This is a genomic window from Streptomyces hydrogenans, from assembly GCF_014656075.1.
Taxonomy (GTDB): domain Bacteria; phylum Actinomycetota; class Actinomycetes; order Streptomycetales; family Streptomycetaceae; genus Streptomyces; species Streptomyces hydrogenans.
Genome location: NZ_BNBS01000025.1, coordinates 34826 through 51778, shown reverse-complemented (window position 1 = coordinate 51778; position 16953 = coordinate 34826). Strand labels below are relative to the sequence as shown.

Annotated in this window: 14 protein-coding genes; 8 read left to right on the top strand and 6 right to left on the bottom strand. The window is 71.9% G+C overall.

Annotated features, from left to right (window positions below; translation table 11 throughout):
• Positions 1–60 precede the first annotated feature (60 nt).
• Entirely contained in the window at positions 61–1368 is a 1308-nt protein-coding gene (locus IE321_RS13650) for a M18 family aminopeptidase (RefSeq protein ID WP_190223060.1), read from the bottom strand.
• Positions 1369–1656: 288 nt separating this feature from the next.
• Positions 1657–3486, bottom strand: coding sequence for an acyl-CoA dehydrogenase (locus tag IE321_RS13645; RefSeq protein WP_190223059.1), 1830 nt, complete (start codon positions 3484–3486; stop codon positions 1657–1659).
• Between the two features lie 155 nt (positions 3487–3641).
• Between IE321_RS13645 and IE321_RS13640 the strand changes: the two genes are divergently transcribed.
• From IE321_RS13640 to IE321_RS13630, 3 genes are all read left to right on the top strand, one after another.
• On the top strand, positions 3642–4142 hold the full coding sequence (locus tag IE321_RS13640; RefSeq protein WP_043227386.1) for an SseB family protein: 501 nt from the start codon (positions 3642–3644) through the stop codon (positions 4140–4142).
• Positions 4143–4297: 155 nt separating this feature from the next.
• Complete coding sequence (locus IE321_RS13635; protein ID WP_190223058.1) at positions 4298–5086, top strand: pirin family protein; 789 nt, start codon at positions 4298–4300, stop codon at positions 5084–5086.
• 109 nt (positions 5087–5195) lie between these two features.
• Positions 5196–6269: an AI-2E family transporter gene (locus IE321_RS13630; protein ID WP_190223057.1), complete on the top strand. Its 1074-nt coding sequence runs from the start codon at positions 5196–5198 to the stop codon at positions 6267–6269.
• Here IE321_RS13630 and IE321_RS13625 read toward each other — a convergent pair.
• Entirely contained in the window at positions 6266–7075 is an 810-nt protein-coding gene (locus IE321_RS13625; protein ID WP_190223056.1) for an MBL fold metallo-hydrolase, read from the bottom strand. The two genes, IE321_RS13630 and IE321_RS13625, sit on opposite strands and share 4 nt — an antisense overlap.
• Positions 7076–7331: 256 nt before the next feature.
• Positions 7332–9485: an ATP-binding SpoIIE family protein phosphatase gene (locus IE321_RS13620; RefSeq protein ID WP_190223055.1), complete on the bottom strand. Its 2154-nt coding sequence runs from the start codon at positions 9483–9485 to the stop codon at positions 7332–7334.
• Between the two features lie 161 nt (positions 9486–9646).
• Between IE321_RS13620 and aspS the strand changes: the two genes are divergently transcribed.
• Entirely contained in the window at positions 9647–11464 is a 1818-nt protein-coding gene (aspS, locus tag IE321_RS13615; RefSeq protein ID WP_190223054.1) for an aspartate--tRNA ligase, read from the top strand.
• A 160-nt stretch (positions 11465–11624) separates the two neighbouring features.
• Here the strand turns inward: aspS and IE321_RS13610 are convergent, their stop codons facing one another.
• Positions 11625–12335, bottom strand: a complete 711-nt coding sequence (locus IE321_RS13610; protein ID WP_190223053.1) for a GNAT family N-acetyltransferase — start codon at positions 12333–12335, stop codon at positions 11625–11627.
• A 37-nt stretch (positions 12336–12372) separates the two neighbouring features.
• Complete coding sequence (locus IE321_RS13605; protein WP_190223052.1) at positions 12373–13377, bottom strand: helix-turn-helix transcriptional regulator; 1005 nt, start codon at positions 13375–13377, stop codon at positions 12373–12375.
• A gap of 307 nt (positions 13378–13684) precedes the next feature.
• Here IE321_RS13605 and IE321_RS13600 point away from each other — a divergent pair, with 307 nt between their 5' ends.
• The 4 genes from IE321_RS13600 (at position 13685) to IE321_RS41935 (ending at position 16921) form a co-directional block, all read left to right on the top strand.
• On the top strand, positions 13685–13822 hold the full coding sequence (locus IE321_RS13600; protein WP_190223051.1) for a hypothetical protein: 138 nt from the start codon (positions 13685–13687) through the stop codon (positions 13820–13822).
• 54 nt (positions 13823–13876) lie between these two features.
• Complete coding sequence (locus IE321_RS13595; protein WP_190223050.1) at positions 13877–14149, top strand: hypothetical protein; 273 nt, start codon at positions 13877–13879, stop codon at positions 14147–14149.
• Between the two features lie 172 nt (positions 14150–14321).
• On the top strand, positions 14322–15662 hold the full coding sequence (locus IE321_RS13590; RefSeq protein ID WP_190223049.1) for a C40 family peptidase: 1341 nt from the start codon (positions 14322–14324) through the stop codon (positions 15660–15662).
• Positions 15663–15763: 101 nt separating this feature from the next.
• Complete coding sequence (locus tag IE321_RS41935) at positions 15764–16921, top strand: transglycosylase family protein (protein ID WP_226652151.1); 1158 nt, start codon at positions 15764–15766, stop codon at positions 16919–16921.
• The last annotated feature ends 32 nt before the right edge of the window (positions 16922–16953 follow it).

Here is a 16953-nt window from a genome sequence, read left to right as displayed (position 1 = left end):
CGGCCGCGTAACGCGAAGGGCCCCGCACGCCACGGCGTGCGGGGCCCTTCGCGTACGGGCTCAGCCCTCCAGGAACGCCACCAGGGCGTTGGCGAGGAGGTAGGGGTCCTCGGCGCCGCAGAGTTCGCGGGCGCTGTGCATGGAGAGGATCGCGACGCCGATGTCGACGGTGGTGATGCCGTGGCGGGCGGCCGTGATCGGGCCGATCGTGGTGCCGCAGGGCATGTCGTTGCTGGAGACGAACGACTGCCACGGCACGCCCGCCTTCTCGCACGCGGCGGCGAAGATCGCGCGGCCGGTGCCGTCGGTGGCGTAGCGCTGGTTGACGTTGACCTTGAGGATCGGGCCGCCGTTGACGCGCGGGTGGTGCGTCGGGTCGTGCCGCTCCGCGTAGTTGGGGTGGACGGCGTGGCCGGTGTCGGAGGAGAGGCAGACCGTGCCGGCGAAGGCGCGGGCGCGGTCCTCGTAGCCGCCGCCGCGGGCGTAGACGGAGCGCTCCAGGACGGTGCCGAGGAGGGGGCCCTGGGCGCCGGTGTCGGCCTCGGAGCCGTTCTCCTCGTGGTCGAAGGCGGCGAGGACGGGGATGTACGGGAGGTCGTCGCGGCCGGCGACGGCGGTGAGCGCGGCGACGGCGGCGTGCACGGACAGCAGGTTGTCCATGCGCGGGCCGGCGACGAGCTCGCGGTCGCGGCCGAGGTAGGCGGGGGCGTCGACCGCGTGGACCATGAGGTCCCAGCCGGCGATGTCCTCGGCGTCCACACCGGCCTCGTCCGCGACGAACTCCACCAGGTCGCCCTCGCGGACCTCGCCGGTGCCCCACACGGGCTGCATGTGGCGCTGGCGGTCCAGCTTGAGCCCGTCGTTGGCGGAGCGGTCGAGGTGGATGGCGAGCTGCGGGACGCGCAGCAGCGGCCGGTCGACGTTGACGAGGCGGTGGCTGCCGTCGCGCAGGGTGAGGCGGCCGGCGAGGCCGAGGTCGCGGTCGAGCCAGGTGTTGAGGAGGGTGCCGCCGTAGATCTCCACGGCGATCTGCCGCCAGCCCTGGTTGCCCATGTCGGGGCGGGGCTTGACGCGCAGGTTGGGGGAGTCGGTGTGGGCGCCGACGATCCGGTACGGGGTGTGCGGGGCGGCGCCCTCGGGCACGTACCAGGCGATGATCGCGCCGCCGCGGGTCACGAACTTCCCGCCGCTCGTCCCGTCCCACGCCGCGGTCTCCTCGACCCGGCGGAAGCCCGCCTTCTCCAGCCGCTCCGCGGCGTTGGCCACCGCGTGGTACGGCGACGGGGAGGCCGCGAGGAAGGACATCAGGTCATCGGTGTGGCCGGGGCCGAAGGGTGCGGACGCCGGTCGGGAAGCTGCGCTGCTCATGCGTCCCACCTTACGCAGCCCGCCGGAGCCCCTTTCCGGTGCGTGACGGCCTCGGGGGGAGGGGGGAGGGGGAGGAATGGGCGGAGCCCGCCGGGAGACCCCGGGGACGGGCAGAGCCTGCCGAGAGAACCCCGGGGGGGGGTGAGCGCAGTCTGCCGGGAGAACCCCGGGAACGAGCAGAGCCCGCCGGGAGAACCCCGGGTGCGAACGGAGCCCGCCGGGAAAAGGGGGAACGGCCCGCCCCCCTCCCCGGGGACGGGCCGTTCCGGTATGGACCAGGCGCGTCGGTTAGAACGCGGCCTCGTCCAGGTCCATCAGGCCGCGGTCCACGCCGTCGGCGAGGAGGCGCTCGGTGGAGACGCCGGGCAGGACGTTCGCGGCGAAGAACTTCGCGGCGGCGATCTTGCCCTGGTAGAAGGCGACATCCTTGCCGGAGGCGCCCGCGGCCAGCTTCTCCGCGGCGACGGCGGCACCGCGCAGCAGCAGGTAGCCGACGACGACGTCGCCGGAGACCATGAGCAGGCGGGTGGTGTTGAGGCCGACCTTGTAGATGTTCTTGACGTCCTCGCCGGTGGCGGTGAGGTCGGTGATCATCTTGCCGACGATCGCCTCCAGGTCGACGGCCGCCTTGGCGAGCGCGTCGCGGGCGCCGGCCAGCTCCTCGCCGCCGGTGCCGACCGCGAGGAACTTCTTGATCTCCTCGGAGAGGGTGTTCAGCGCGGCGCCCTGGTCGCGGACGATCTTCCGGAAGAAGAAGTCCTGGCCCTGGATGGCGGTGGTGCCCTCGTAGAGGGTGTCGATCTTGGAGTCCCGGATGTACTGCTCGATCGGGTACTCCTGGAGGAAGCCGGAGCCGCCGAAGGTCTGGAGCGACTGCGCGAGCTGCTCGTAGCCCTTCTCGGAGCCGTAGCCCTTCACGATCGGCAGGAGCAGGTCGTTGAGGCCGTGGAGCGCCTTCGCGTCCTCGCCCGCCGCCTCCTTGAGCTGGATCGCGTCCTGCACGGTGGCCGTGTAGAGGACGAGGGAGCGCATGCCCTCGGCGTACGCCTTCTGCGTCATCAGCGAGCGGCGCACGTCGGGGTGGTGGGTGATGGTGACCTTGGGCGCGGCCTTGTCCATGAAGTCGGCCAGGTCGGTGCCCTGGACGCGCTCCTTGGCGTACTCCAGGGCGTTGAGGTAGCCCGTGGAGAGGGTGGAGATCGCCTTCGTGCCGACCATCATGCGGGCGAACTCGATGATGAGGAACATCTGGCGGATGCCGTCGTGCTTGTCGCCGATGAGCCAGCCCTTGGCGGGGTGCTTGTCGCCGAAGGTCATCTCGCACGTGTTGGACGCCTTGAGGCCCATCTTGTGCTCGACGTTGGTGGCGTAGGCGCCGTTGCGGGCGCCGAGCTCGCCGGTCTCCCAGTCGAACTCGTACTTCGGGACGAGGAAGAGGCTCAGGCCCTTGGTGCCGGGGCCGGCGCCCTCGGGGCGGGCGAGGACGTAGTGGAGGATGTTCTCCTCCATGTCGTGCTCACCGCTGGTGATGAAGCGCTTGACGCCCTCGATGTGCCAGGAGCCGTCCTCCTGCTGGACGGCCTTGGTGCGGCCGGCGCCGACGTCCGAGCCGGCGTCGGGCTCGGTGAGGACCATGGTGGAGCCCCAGCGCCGCTCGACGGCGATCTGGGCGGCCTTCTTCTGCTGCTCGTTGCCCTCGGTGTAGAGGATGCCGGCGAAGGCGGGGCCGGAGGAGTACATCCAGATGGCCGGGTTGGAGCCGAGGAGCAGCTCCGCGTAGGCCCAGATCAGGGAGCGCGGGGAGACGGTGCCGCCGATCTCCTCGGGGATGCCGAGGCGCCAGTACTCGGACTCCATGAAGGCGTTGTAGCTGGCCTTGAAGGTGGCCGGGACCGGGGCCGTGTTGGTCTCCGGGTCGAAGACCGGCGGGTTGCGGTCGGCGTCGGCGAAGGACTCGGCCAGCTCGTTCTCGGCGAGGCGGCGGATCTCGTCGAGGATGCTCTTGGCGGTCTCGACGTCCATCTCCTCGAACGGACCGGTGCCGTACACCTTGTCGCGGCCGAGCACCTCGAAGAGGTTGAACTCGATGTCGCGGAGATTCGACTTGTAGTGCCCCATGGCGACGGCTCCGTAAAGATCGGGGAGGGTTCCTCGTACCGAGGGCGACCCGCTTCCTACTCACGGGTAGCGCACTCTTCTCTACGATGATGCTACCCACCGGTAATAAGAGCAACCCCTACCGGGCGATCTGTGACGCAGTAGGCTCAGGGCCCATGTACGGCTACGAGCAGAATCCGGGTGCGCAGCAGCAGTACGGGATGCCCGGGGGCATGCAGGGCGGGATGCCGAACGGCATGCAGGGCGGGGTTCCCGGCGGGTACGGCCAGCAGCAGGCCCCGCTGTATCCCGAGCCCTCGCCGCCCTCGCTCGCCGACGCCGTACGCGCCTTCACCACCGGCACCCTGGCGGCCGAGGACTTCCAGCAGATCTTCGCGACCTCGAAGGTCTACTGCCCGCGCGGCGACAACCCCGGCTTCCTCGCCCTGCACAACACCCAGCAGCCGGTGATCCCGATGTTCAGCACGCTCAAGGAGCTGCGGCGGTACGCGGGCAAGGAGTCGAAGTACTTCGTGATCACCGGTGCCGAGGTGATCGACCTCCTCCCGACCGGCTACGGCTTCGTGCTCGACATGGAGGGCGACCACCGGATGGTCTTCGACGCGAAGGCCGTGGAGCAGATGGTGGACTTCGCGATGCGGCGGATGTACGGCTGACGGAGTCTGGACGTGTACGGGGGCGCCCGGGAGGAATTCCTCCCGGGCGTTCCGCGTTCCAGGTGGCAAGAAGTTCAGCATTCAACTAAAGTGAGGGTACGAGGACAGGCCGCGAAGGCCACCGAGCCCTCAGGCCGTACGAAGGAGGTCCCGCCATGCCCGCCGTGACTGTCGAGAACCCGCTCACCCTGCCGCGCGTCGTCGCCCCGGCCGACGCCACCCCGCGCCCCGTGCTCGCCGTCACCACGGCCCCCCAGGGCGGCACCTTCGACCACCAGGACTCCAACGGCGGCGGCGGCACCATCACCAACGGCGACACCCAGTGGATGACCGCCGGCTCCGGCCTCCTCCACATCGAGGCCCCGCCGGAGTCCCTCGTCGTGTCCGGCGGCCTCTTCCACGGCCTCCAGCTGTGGGTCAACCTGCCCGCGAGCGACAAGATGATGGCCCCCCGCTACCAGGACATCCGCGGCGGCCAGGTCCAGCTCCTCACCTCCCCCGACGGCGGCGCGCTGCTCCGCGTCATCGCCGGCGAGCTCGACGGCCACCAGGGCCCCGGCATCACCCACACCCCGATCACGATGATCCACGCCACCCTGCGCCCCGGCGCCGAGATCACCCTGCCCTGGCGCGAGGACTTCAACGGCCTCGCCTACGTCATGGCCGGACGCGGCACCGTCGGCGCCGAGCACCGCCCGATCCACCTCGGCCAGACCGCCGTCTTCGGCCAGGGCGGCGCGCTGACCGTCCGCGCCGACGAGAAGCAGGACTCGCACACGCCGGACCTGGAGGTCGTCCTCCTCGGCGGTCGCCCGATCCGCGAGCCCATGGCCCACTACGGCCCCTTCGTGATGAACACCCAGGCCGAACTCCGCCAGGCCTTCGAGGACTTCCAGGCGGGCCGCCTCGGCACCATCCCGGCGGTCCACGGGATGGGCGAGTAGCGGGAACGCGGGAACGCCCGCGCGCGGGAACGCGAGGACGTGACGGACCGTCGCCCGGACGGCCCGTCATGTCCGCGTTTTCCTTCTATTGATGTGATCTTATGGGCGGGTGGAGACGAGCCGAACCCCCCTGCTTCCCGAACCCGCCCGGAAGCTCGCCGCCTGGTGCGGCGTCGTGCTGCTCGTCGCGGCCGTCGCCGCCGTCTTCATCTGGCTCTGCGTCGTCTTCAAGGCCGCCGTGACCCCGGTGCTGCTCGCCATCCTCGGCACCGCGCTGCTCGGACCGCTCTACCGGCGGCTGCTGCGGATGAAGGTGAGCAAGTCCCTCGCCGCCGCCGTCACCGTCCTCGCCGTGGTCGTGGTCGTCGGCGGAGCCACGTACATCGTGGTCGCCGCGCTGATCGAGACCGGGGACCAGATCCTCGCCTCGCTGCGGCAGGCCGCCGTCGACATCGCCGAGCACTTCGGGGCCGCCGGGACCTCGCTGGAGGACCTCGCCGAGAACGCCAGGACCCTGCTGGAGAAGTTCGGCGGGACCGCCGCCTCCGGCGTGATCTCCGGACTCAGCGTGGTCGGGCAGATGCTCGCCACCGCCGTCCTCGCCCTCCTCCTGATCTTCTTCTTCCTCCGCGACTCCGACCGCGCCGCCGGCTCCCTGCGCTCCCTCGTTCCGGCCGGCACCGGCGACACCGCCGAGGCCATGGCCCGGCGCGCCTTCGAGGCCGTCGAGGGCTTCATGCGCGGCACCACGCTCGTCGCCCTCGTCGACGCGGTCCTCATCGGCGTCGGCCTGCTCGTCCTCCAGGTGCCCGGCGCCGTCGGGCTCGCCGCGCTCGTCTTCGTCACCGCCTACATCCCGTACCTGGGCGCCTTCCTCTCCGGCGCGGTCGCCGTCCTCGTCGCCCTCGCCGACCGCGGCTTCGTCATCGCCCTCTGGGTGCTCGGCGTCGTCCTCGCCGTCCAGGTCATCGAGGGCAACGTCCTCCAGCCCATGGTCCAGAGCCGCACCGTCCAGATGCACCCGGCCGCCGTCATGCTGGCGATCACCGCCGGCGCCTCCGTGGCCGGCGTCCTCGGCATGCTCCTCGCCGTCCCTCTGACGGCCGCCGCCACCGGAGTGCTCGGCGAACTCCGCGCCCGGTACGGCTCCGCCCGGCCGCCTGCCTCGGACAAAACGCCCTAGACCGCCGCGCCCGGCTCGAAGGACCTCAGCATGGCCTCCAGGGCCGCCTGGTCCGGGCCGACGAAGGGGTCGGAGTCCGGCACCGCCGCCAGCGTCGCCAGCATCCGGTCCGTCATCCGCACGGCGGGCGGCAGATGGGTGCAGAGCACGATCTCCGGGTTCATCGCCCGCATCCCCTCCAGGGTCGCCCGGTACTTCTCCGCGTCCACCAGGTGCACCCACGGGCTGTCGATCGTCGCCCACATCGTCTGCGTGGCCGCCAGGTCCTCCGGCTTCAGGTCGCTCGCGTGCCCGCTCTCGGCGATCTCGGCGGTCGGCATGGGGCCGCCGAAGCAGTCCGAACTGAAGCAGATCCGGGTCCGGTCGTCGTAGAAGCCGACGGTCGCCGGATTGTCGAAGAGCGGCGGGCGGAAGGCGTGCAGGGCGCGGTCGCCGCAGTCCAGTGACTGCCCCGGATTGAGGAAGTACACCCGGTCCATCGGCAGCGCCCGCTCGGTCGTCATCTCCCCGGCGCCCAGGAACGTCGTCACCACGCGCGCGTGCGGGGCGGCCTCCAGCAGGGCGAAGAGCCCGCCCGTGTGGTCCTTGTCCGGGTGGGTGAGCCAGATCCAGCGCACCTCCGCCGGGTCGATCACCCCGCCGAGCGCGGCGAGGAAGTCACGGTCGTCGACGGAGAGGCCGGTGTCGACGACGACGGGTTCGGCGGCCGTGACGACATAGGCGTTCACCGGCATGTGGCCGATCCCCGGCACTTCCAGGCTGTCTGCCAGGACGGTGGTGTCACTGCCGACCTTGTGGATGTCCATGGCGCACTCCGTGCTCCCCCCGGCGGCCGTACCCCACCAGTCTCCGCCGTACGGGCGAACGGCGCGCGCCGGAGGGGTACGGGCTCCGCAGGGGGGCGTACGGGCTCCGCCGGGGACGTACGGGCTCCGCCGGGGACGTACGGGCTCCGCCGGGGACGTACGGGGCTCCGAAGCGGGCGTCGGTGCCGCGCGTCGGAGGGCGTACGGGCTCCGCCGGTTCCGCCCGGGCCACGCGCGCGTGCGCCGGGCGGGGGCGTCAGGCGCAGCACCCCTCCGGGCCCGTCGGCTCCGTCAGTTCGAACCAGATCGTCTTGCCCTCGCCGCGCGGCTCGACGCCCCACGCGTCGGCCAGCATCTCCATCAGCACCAGGCCGCGTCCGCTGGACGCCATCTCGCCCGGCTGCCGCTTGTGCGGCAGCTCGTCGCTCGCGTCGGAGACCTCGACGCGCAGCCGGCGGCCCTTCGCGCCGCAGGCGACCTCCGCGGTCAGCAGCGCGTCGCCGTCCGTGTGGACCAGCACGTTCGTGACCATCTCGGAGACCATCAGGACCGCCGAGTCCAGCTGGTCCCCGTCGGCCCAGTCGTGCAGCAGCTGCCGCACCTGCTCGCGCGCCTCCGCGATCCGCTCCGGCTCGGCCTGGGCGATCGTCATCAGGGTGCGGCGCGGGGTCTCCCGTACCGTCGTGGCCGGCCGGCGGGAGAGCAGCAGGACGGCGATGTCGTCCTCGCGCCGGTCGGCGAGCGGCCCGGTGGTGTGGTGGGAGCCGGGCCCGTGGACGGCGTCCACGAGGGTGTCGGCCAGCTCCTCCAGGTCGTCGCCCCGGTGCTGCTCCAGGAGCCGCTTGGCCCGCTCCCAGCCGGTGTCGAGGTCGTGCCCGCCGGTCTCCAGGAGCCCGTCGGTGCAGATCATCAGCGTCTCGCCGGGCTCCAGCGTCAGCCGGGTGGTCGGGTAGTCGGTGTCGGCGTCGATGCCGAGCGGCAGTCCGCCGGCCGTCGGTCGCAGCAGGACCGTCCCGTCGACCATCCGCACCGCCGGGTCCGGGTGGCCCGCGCGGGCGATGTCCACCGTGCCCGTCTCCAGGTCCACCTCCAGGTACAGGCAGGTCGCGAAGCGCGGGCCGCCTCCCGGAGCCCCCGCCCCCGTCCCGTCGGCGCCGTCGCCGCCCTCGTACCCGTCGTTCACCCCGTACAGGAACCGCGAGGCCCGGGACAGCACCGCGTCCGGCCGGTGGCCCTCGGAGGCGTACGCCCGCAGCGCGATCCGCAGCTGCCCCATCAGGGCCGCCGCCCGCACGTCGTGGCCCTGGACGTCGCCGATGACGAGCGCGATCCGGCCCGCGCCGCCGCCGGTCGAGCCGCCCGTCCCGCCGGGCAGCCGGATCATGTCGTACCAGTCGCCGCCCACCTGGAGTCCGCCGCCGGTCGGCACGTACCGCGCCGCCACCTGGATCCCCGGGATCCCCGGGCCGAGCACCGGCATCATCGTGCGCTGGAGCCCCAGCGACAGCTCGCGCTCCGACTCCGCGACCCCGGCGCGGGCCAGCGCCTGGGCCAGCATCCGCGCCACCGTCGTGAGCACCGACCGCTCGTCCGGCGTGAACGCCACCTGGTGTTTGAAGGCGGCCATCCAGGCGCCCATCGTCCGCCCGGCCACCACCAGCGGCACGAAGGCCCACGACCGGCGCTCGAAGGGCTCCGCAAGCGGCCACGTCATCGGGAAGCGGCGCCGGTACTCCTCCGGCGACGGCAGGTAGATCGCCCGCCCGGTCCGCACCACCTCCGCCGCCGGGTAGTCCGTCGCCACCGACATCGAGGTGAAGGGGCCCTCGTCGCCGTCCCGCTGCCCGTGGTGCCCGATCACGGTCAGCCGCTCGCCGGACATCCCGAAGACCGCGAGGCCGTCCGGCGAGAAGCCCGGCATCGACAGCGAGGCCGCCACCCGCAGCACCTCGGCCGTCGACCGCGCCTCCGCCAGCGCCCGCCCCGCGTCCAGCAGGAACGCCTCGCGCGAGCGCCGCCAGTCGCCGGTGATCGGGGTGTGCGGACCGGCCGTCCCCGGCTGCGGCTCCGCCACCTCCTGGAGCGTGCCGACCAGCTGGTAGTCGCCGCCGTCGATCAGCGGCTTGGACCGGCTCCGTACCGTCCGGACCACCCGGCCCCGGTCGTCCATGATCCGCAGCCGGGCCTCGGCGAGCGTCCCCTCGGCCACCGCCAGGTTGACCACGCCGTCGATCTCGTTCCAGTCCACCGGATGGAAGCGGGACCGCACCGCAGCCTCGCTGAGCCGCACCGGCTCGGCGGGCAGCCCGAGCAGCCGGGCGGCCTCGGCGTCGAGCGAGACGATCCCGGAAGCGTTGTCCCATCGCCACAGGCCCGTGGCGATCGCGGCCAGGACGTCCTCGGTGCGCATTGCCCCACTTTATGAATATCGGACACCGGGTCGCCACCGTGCCCCGGCCGAGTGCCGCCGACGGTAATCGAATCGCGATCTTGGGCCGGCCGGTAGGCTGGGATGGCCTTGGCCCTGCCGAGGCCCACTACTCTCCGATCCCGAAGACTGGATGAACGACGATGCATCGGTACAGGTCCCACACCTGCGGCGAGCTCCGCGCCTCTGACGTCGGCACCGACGTCCGGCTGAGCGGCTGGCTGCACAATCGGCGCGACCTGGGCGGCATCCTCTTCATCGATCTGCGCGACCACTACGGCATCACGCAGCTCGTCGCCCGCCCCGGCACCCCGGCGGCCGAGGTCCTCGACAAGCTGACCAAGGAGACGGTCGTCCGCGTCGACGGCAAGGTCGTCTCGCGCGGCGCCGACAACGTGAACCCCGAGCTCGCCACCGGCGAGATCGAGATCGAGGCCGCGGAGGTCGAGGTCCTCGGCGCCGCCAAGCAGATCCCCTTCACCATCAACGCCGACGACGGCGTCAACGAGGAGCGGCGCCTGGAGTACCGCTTCCTCGACCTGCGCCGCGAGCGCATGCACCGCAACATCATGCTGCGGTCCGCCGTCATCGCCTCCATCCGCTCCAAGATGGTGGCCCTCGGCTTCAACGAGATGGCGACCCCGATCCTCGCCGCGACCTCCCCCGAGGGCGCCCGCGACTTCGTCGTCCCGTCCCGCCTCAACCCGGGCAAGTTCTACGCGCTGCCGCAGGCCCCGCAGCAGTTCAAGCAGCTGCTGATGATCTCGGGCTTCGACCGCTACTTCCAGATCGCGCCCTGCTTCCGCGACGAGGACGCCCGCGCCGACCGCTCGCCCGGCGAGTTCTACCAGCTCGACGTCGAGATGTCGTTCGTCGAGCAGGAGGACGTCTTCCAGCCGATCGAGAAGCTCATGACCGAGCTCTTCGAGGAGTTCGGCGGCGGCCGCCACGTCACCTCGCCGTTCCCGCGCATCCCGTTCCGCGAGTCGATGCTGAAGTACGGCAACGACAAGCCGGACCTGCGCACCTCCCTCGAACTCGTCGACATCTCGGACGTGTTCGAGGCGTCGGAGTTCAAGGCGTTCGCGGGCAAGCACGTCCGCGCCCTGGCCGTCCCGAACACGGGCGACCAGCCGCGCAAGTTCTTCGACCAGCTCGGCGACTTCGCCGTCTCCCTCGGCGCGAAGGGCCTGGCCTGGGTCCGCGTCGGCGAGGGTCACGCCCTCACCGGCCCGATCGCCAAGTTCCTCACCGAGGAGAACGTCAAGGTCCTCACCGAGCGCCTCGGTCTGGAGCCCGGCCACGCGATCTTCTTCGGCGCGGGCGAGTTCGACGAGGTCTCGAAGATCATGGGCCCGGTCCGGGTCGAGGCCGCCAAGCGCGCCGGCCAGTTCGAGGAGAACGTCTTCCGCTTCGCGTGGATCGTCGACTTCCCGATGTACGAGAAGGACGAGGAGACCGGCAAGATCGACTTCTCGCACAACCCCTTCTCCATGCCCCAGGGCGGCCTGGAGGCCCTGGAGACCAAGGACCCGCTGGACGTCCTCGGCTGGCAGTACGACATCGTCTGCAACGGCATCGAGCTCTCCTCCGGCGCCATCCGGAACCACGAGCCCGAGATCATGTTCAAGGCCTTCGAGATCGCCGGCTACAGCCGCGAGACCGTCGAGACCGAGTTCGCCGGCATGCTCCGCGCCTTCGAGTACGGCGCCCCGCCGCACGGCGGCATCGCCCCCGGCGTCGACCGCATCGTCATGCTCCTCGCGGACGAGCCCAACATCCGCGAGATCATCGCCTTCCCGCTCAACGGCAACGGCCAGGACCTCCTGATGGGCGCCCCCACCGAGCTGGACGAGTCCCGCCTGCGCGAGCTGAACATCCAGCTCCGCAAGCCGGTCGAGAAGAAGGCCGCCGACGAGCGCCCGGTGACCGAGTCGGTCCACCCGGACGCGGCGCGCTGACCCCGACGCACGGCTGAAGGGCCCGGGATCCGCTCCTCGCGGATCCCGGGCCCTTCGCCGTTTCCCGGCCGCTGACCGCTGACCGCTGACCGCTGACCGCCGACCGCCGACCGACCGCCGTCTGCCGGCCCCGATCACCCCCCGCCGGGGACGGCACGGCTCACCCCTCCTCCGTCACCCGCTCCCGGCTCGTCCCCCGGGACTCCAGGAACGCGGTGAGGTGCAGCTCCGTCGCGGCGCGGGTGTCCTGACCCGCCGTCCACAGCGACTCGCACTCCGGGCACAGGAAGAAGACCTCGCCGCTCTTCCCGTCCCGGTGCGCCCGCAACCAGTCCTGACCGCAGTGGACACAGGCCACCCGCACCCGCCGCGACGCCGGGGCCACCCACCGCACCTCCCCGTCCTGGACCTCGGCCGTGGGCACGAGCCCGGCCGCGCGGGCGACGGCCGCGGAGGCGGCGTGGCCGGGGTGCACGTGCGCGACGACGGTGCGCACCCGCTCCCGCAGCCACCCGACGAGCGCTCCCGCCGCCTCGGAGGCGTACCCCCGCCCCTGCCAGGCGGTCCCGACCACCCAGGCGACCTCGGCCGTGTCCCCGACCACGGTCGCCTGCACGGTCCCGACGAGCCGCCCGTCCGCCCGGCGACGGAGCACCCAGTTGCACCAGTCGGTCCCCGGCTCGGGCGCCCCCGCCTCCCACCGCGCGTACCGCGCCCGCAACTCCTCCAGGCTCTCCGGCACCCCTCCGACGAACGCGTGCAGCGCCGGATCCCCCAGCACCCCCACCATCTCCCCGGCATGCCCGACGCCCAACGGCACGAGCTCCAGCCGCGAGGTGTGGATCTCCTCGACGGCGACGTTCCCCGACATCCCTCGACTCCTCGTTCCTGGCAAGGCCCGGCAGTGGTCACAGCCAGCCGTGGTGGGCGGCTTTCAGGCCGGCTTCGAAGCGGCTGGTGGCGTCGAGGCGTTCCATGAGGGCCGCCATGTGGCGGCGGACGGTTCTCAGGGAGAGGCCGAGGCGCTTGGCGGCGGCTTCGTCGGTCAGGCCGGAGGCGAGCAGTTTCAGCAGGCTGAGTTCCACGGGGGAGAGGCCGTCGGACTCCGGTGTGCCGGCCCGGTGGTCGGCGCCGAGCGGGACCGCGAGGTTCCAGGTCTGCTCGAAGAGGGCCAGGAGGGGCGCCACGATGCCCGGGGAGGCCGTGCACAGGGCGCCGAGGCGGGTGTTCGCCGGGTCGATGGGGACGACGGCGACGCGGCGGTCGAAGACCACCATCCGCGGCGGGGTCTCCGGGCAGGTGCGGATCTGGCCGCCGTGCTCGGTGTGCCAGCGGGCGTACGCGAAGGTCGCGGGGTCGTTGCGCGCGCTGTCCTGGTAGATCGTCCGGAGCGTCACGCCCCTGGCCAGCGCGCGTTCGTCGAGGGGCCGGGCCGCGTCGAGGCCGGCCCGGGACTGGGCGCCGCCGGGTTCGATGGAGCAGCACTCGTCCGTGAGGTCCCGGGCGAGGCTCTCCAGGCGGCTCTGGATGGCGTCGAGGCCGATCAGGCGCTCGGCGTCCTCCAGGGACGCGGGGCGCTCGGCCGCGTAGGCGGCGACGGTGCGCGCCACGGTCTCCTTGCTGCGGAGCAAATCCTCCTGTCGCCGCAGCAGTTCGGCCTCCTGGCGGCGGATGATCGTCTGGAAGCCGGTCTCCGGGCCGACCGCGCGCAGCATGCCGGGCACGTCCCGCGAGGGCCGCAGCAGCTCCAGGTCGACCAGGTGGTCGAGGGCGTCCCGCACCTGGGACTCCGTGATGCCGAGGCGTGCGGCGAGTCGTTCCACGCCCTCCCCGCTGTCGGTCAACAGGCTGCGGTAGACGGCTTCCTGGTCCGTGCTGAGGCCGAGCATCCCCAGGCCCACGGTCTTCTGCATGACCCACCCCCCAGTGGTTCTCCGACGGCCTCATTTTATGGGCGGCGCGGTGCCCGGATCACTGTCTTGACCGGCGGAAACGGGTTTTCGCCGGGAAGTCCGTCACCTTGTCTCCACCGGAGGTCCACCCCTTGGGCACCTTGGTGCCAGGCAGCTTGGTGACACCGGGAGACCCTTCTCCCGGGGGCGGCGGCCGCACAGGATGGTGTGCACCGAGAGGGAGTCGCCCGAAGCGAACGGGGCCGGATCCTCCGGGAGTCAGTCCGTCGTGTCCGTCCCGTCCGCGTCCCGCCCGAGAGGAATTCCCGTGTTCTCGTCCTGCCGCCGCTCCGTCGCCGCCCTCGCCCTCGTCGTCCTCTCCTCCGGGGAGACCATCGGCTGGGACTTCTCGCCGGCGGGCGGCACGTCGTCGGCGGCTCCCGCGGACACCATCGGCTGGGACTGAGCGGGAGAGCCGCGGTCCCCGCGGGATCCCGACCGCTCGTTCCGAGAGTTCCCCATGCGTATGGTCAGCGCCCGGTTGACGGGCCGTCCCGGTGCCGAACCCCCTGCCGTCGGGGCGGGGTTGATCCACGATCTGCTCTGGGCGCACGCCTCGCCCGCCGACGGACTGGAGCACATCCGCGTCCGTTCCCTGCCGCACGGCATGGACGTCGTCCTCTTCCTGGCGGCGGGCAGTGACGAAGCCGCCCTCCGGTCCGCCGACGTGCTGATGGAGCGGTTCCGGGGGCCGTTGTCCCGGCACGGTCTGACCGGTCACATCGTGCGGTAGCCGACGGGCCGCCCCGGGCCGACCGGTCGCCTCGTTCTGCTCCGCTTCTCCGCTTCCCCTTCTGCTGTCCCCGTCTTCTTCCGCGCCGTCGCCTCTCCCCGTCCTGTCGCCACAAGGGTGGATGTCAGGTGCATGCCAGAGCTTTCCCGTTCCCGCCTCCAGGAGTCCCCTGATGAACGCCCGTGTCCGCGTCCTCTCCGCCGCCGCCCTCGCCGCCGTCGTCCTCGGCGTCACCGCCCCCGCCCAGGCCGCCGCGCCCGCCGGCCTCGCCACGGCCACGGCCTCGGTCTCCGCGGCCGCCGCGGAGTCCTCGGTCGGCGGGTACATCACCCGCGAGGAGGTCATCGAGCGCGCCAAGTACTGGTACGGCAAGTCCATCCCGTACAACCAGGGCGCCACCTACCCGGACTCCGACGGCAAGAACTACCGCACGGACTGCTCCGGTTACGTCTCGATGGCCTGGCACCTGACCACCAGCCTCAGCACCGTCACGCTCGCCGACAGCCCGGACACCTTCGAGATCCCGCGCGGCGACCTCAAGCCCGGCGACATCCTCAACAGCTACTACGACCACGTCATCCTCTTCGAGAAGTGGGACGACGCCGCCAAGACCAAGTTCTCTTACTACTCCTTCGGCGCCACGCCGGTGCGGCACGTCACCGGGGCGTCGATCACCGCCGCCACCTGGGACAGCCACCCGAACGGCGACTACAAGGCGCTGCGTTACAAGCGGATCGTGGACGCGCCGGTCGACAAGGGGATGACCAACCTGACCGCCGTGGGAGACCTCACCGGCGACGGCGTCACCGACATCATCGCCGTCGAGTCCTCGACCGGTGACCTCTACCGCTACAGCGGCCCCGGCTACGTCGGCATGGGCGCCCGTACGAAGATCGGCTCCAACTGGGACACCATGTCCACGATCGTCGGCACCGGTGACGTCACCGGCGACGGCGTCGCCGACATCATCGCCGTCGAGAAGGCGACCGGCGACCTGTACCGCTACCCCGGCCCGCACTACAACGGCGGTGCCCGCGTCCTGATCGGCGCCAACTGGGACTCGATGACCAACATCACCGGGGTCGGCGACCTCACGGGCGACGGGGTGCCGGAGATCATCGCGGTCGAGAAGTCCACGGGCAACCTCTACCGCTACTCCGGCCCCAACTACGTCGGCGGCGGCGGCCGGGTGCAGATCGGCAACGCCTGGAACGGCATGTCCACCCTCGTCGGGGTCGGCGACCTCACGGGCGACGGCGTGGCGGAGATCATCGCGGTCGAGAAGTCCACGGGCAACCTCTACCGCTACTCCGGCCCCAACTACAACGGCGGCACCAAGGTCCAGATCGGCAACAACTGGGACGTGATGACCAACATCACCGGGGTCGGCGACATCACGGGCGACGGCGTGCCGGACCTCGTCGCGGTCCGTGCCGACACGCAGAAGCTCTACCGCTACTCGGGCCCCACCTTCAACGGCGGCTCCGCCGTCGAGATCGGCTCCGGCTGGTAGCCCCTCCCAGGCCGGGGGCCGGCGGTCTTCCGCCGGCCCCCGGCCCCCGCCGTCGACGACGTGCCCGTGCCCTCCGCCCTCCCCGTCCCCAGAGGAAACCCATGCCCTCCCGCAAGCGCCGCCCGGCGCTCCGTGCCGTCCTCACCGCCGCCCCGCTCGCCGCCCTCGCCCTCGGGCTGCTCGGCGCTCCGCCCGCCTCGGCCGCCTCCGTCGCCACCTGGGACAAGGTCGCCCAGTGCGAGTCGAGCGGCGACTGGAGCTACTACCGCGCGGGCCACCCGTACTACGGGGGGCTCCAGTTCGCGAAGTCCACCTGGGACGCCTTCGGCGGGCGGCAGTACGCCGAGTACCCGCACCAGGCGACCAAGGAGGAGCAGATCCGCACCGCCGAGAAGGTCCTCGCCACCCAGGGCGAGGGCGCCTGGCCCACCTGCGGGCCCCGGGCCGGACTCGGTTCCGACCACGCCGCCCCGTACCCCTCCGAACCGGAGGCCCCGCAGTCGAACATGGCGCACCTGACGTCCGTCGGCGACCTCACCGGAGACGGCGTCACCGACATCGTCGCCGTCGAGACCAAGACGGGCGACCTGTACCGCTACAACGGCCCCGGCTACGTCGGCATGGGCGGGCGCACCAAGCTCGGCTACGGCTGGAACGGCATGAGCGACCTCGTCGCCGTCGGCGACCAGACCGGCGACGGCGTCGCCGACCTCCTCGCCGTCGAGGCCACCACCGGCGACCTGTACCGCTACGCCGGCCCGAACTACAACGGCGGCTCGCGGGTCAGGGTCGGCACCAACTGGGACTCGATGGCCCAGGTCACCGGCGTCGGCGACCAGACCGGCGACGGCATCCCCGACGTCCTCGCGGTCGAGAGGTCCACCGGCGACCTGTACCGCTACGCCGGCCCGAACTTCACCGGCGGCTCGGCCCGCGTGAAGCTCGGCGTCGCCTGGAACTCCATGTCCGCGCTCGTCGGCATCGGTGACCTCACCGGCGACGGCGTCGCCGAGATCCTCGCCGTCGAGAAGGCCACGGGCGACCTGTACCGCTACTCCGGCCCGGCCTACAACGGCGGCTCCCGCGTGAAGCTCGGCTCCAACTGGGACGCCATGTCCCAGGTCACCGGCGTCGGCAACGTCACCGGCGACGCGGCCCCCGACCTGCTCGCCGTGGAGACCGCCACCGGCGCCCTCTACCGCTACGCGGGCCCCCTCTACAACGGCGGCTCCCGCACCCAGATCGGCTCCGGCTGGTGACCGGCCGCGCCGCTCCCCGTACCGCCCTCCCC

Excerpts from the sequence above, each read along its gene's own strand:
- IE321_RS13650 (WP_190223060.1), bottom strand. The coding sequence starts at position 1,368 with ATGAGCAGCGCAGCTTCCCGACCGGCGTCCGCACCCTTCGGCCCCGGC.
- IE321_RS13645 (WP_190223059.1), bottom strand. The coding sequence starts at position 3,486 with ATGGGGCACTACAAGTCGAATCTCCGCGACATCGAGTTCAACCTCTTC.
- IE321_RS13640 (WP_043227386.1), top strand. The coding sequence starts at position 3,642 with ATGTACGGCTACGAGCAGAATCCGGGTGCGCAGCAGCAGTACGGGATG.
- IE321_RS13635 (WP_190223058.1), top strand. The coding sequence starts at position 4,298 with ATGCCCGCCGTGACTGTCGAGAACCCGCTCACCCTGCCGCGCGTCGTC.
- IE321_RS13625 (WP_190223056.1), bottom strand. The coding sequence starts at position 7,075 with ATGGACATCCACAAGGTCGGCAGTGACACCACCGTCCTGGCAGACAGC.
- IE321_RS13620 (WP_190223055.1), bottom strand. The coding sequence starts at position 9,485 with ATGCGCACCGAGGACGTCCTGGCCGCGATCGCCACGGGCCTGTGGCGA.
- aspS (WP_190223054.1), top strand. The coding sequence starts at position 9,647 with ATGCATCGGTACAGGTCCCACACCTGCGGCGAGCTCCGCGCCTCTGAC.
- IE321_RS13610 (WP_190223053.1), bottom strand. The coding sequence starts at position 12,335 with ATGTCGGGGAACGTCGCCGTCGAGGAGATCCACACCTCGCGGCTGGAG.
- IE321_RS13605 (WP_190223052.1), bottom strand. The coding sequence starts at position 13,377 with ATGCAGAAGACCGTGGGCCTGGGGATGCTCGGCCTCAGCACGGACCAG.
- IE321_RS13595 (WP_190223050.1), top strand. The coding sequence starts at position 13,877 with ATGCGTATGGTCAGCGCCCGGTTGACGGGCCGTCCCGGTGCCGAACCC.
- IE321_RS13590 (WP_190223049.1), top strand. The coding sequence starts at position 14,322 with ATGAACGCCCGTGTCCGCGTCCTCTCCGCCGCCGCCCTCGCCGCCGTC.
- IE321_RS41935 (WP_226652151.1), top strand. The coding sequence starts at position 15,764 with ATGCCCTCCCGCAAGCGCCGCCCGGCGCTCCGTGCCGTCCTCACCGCC.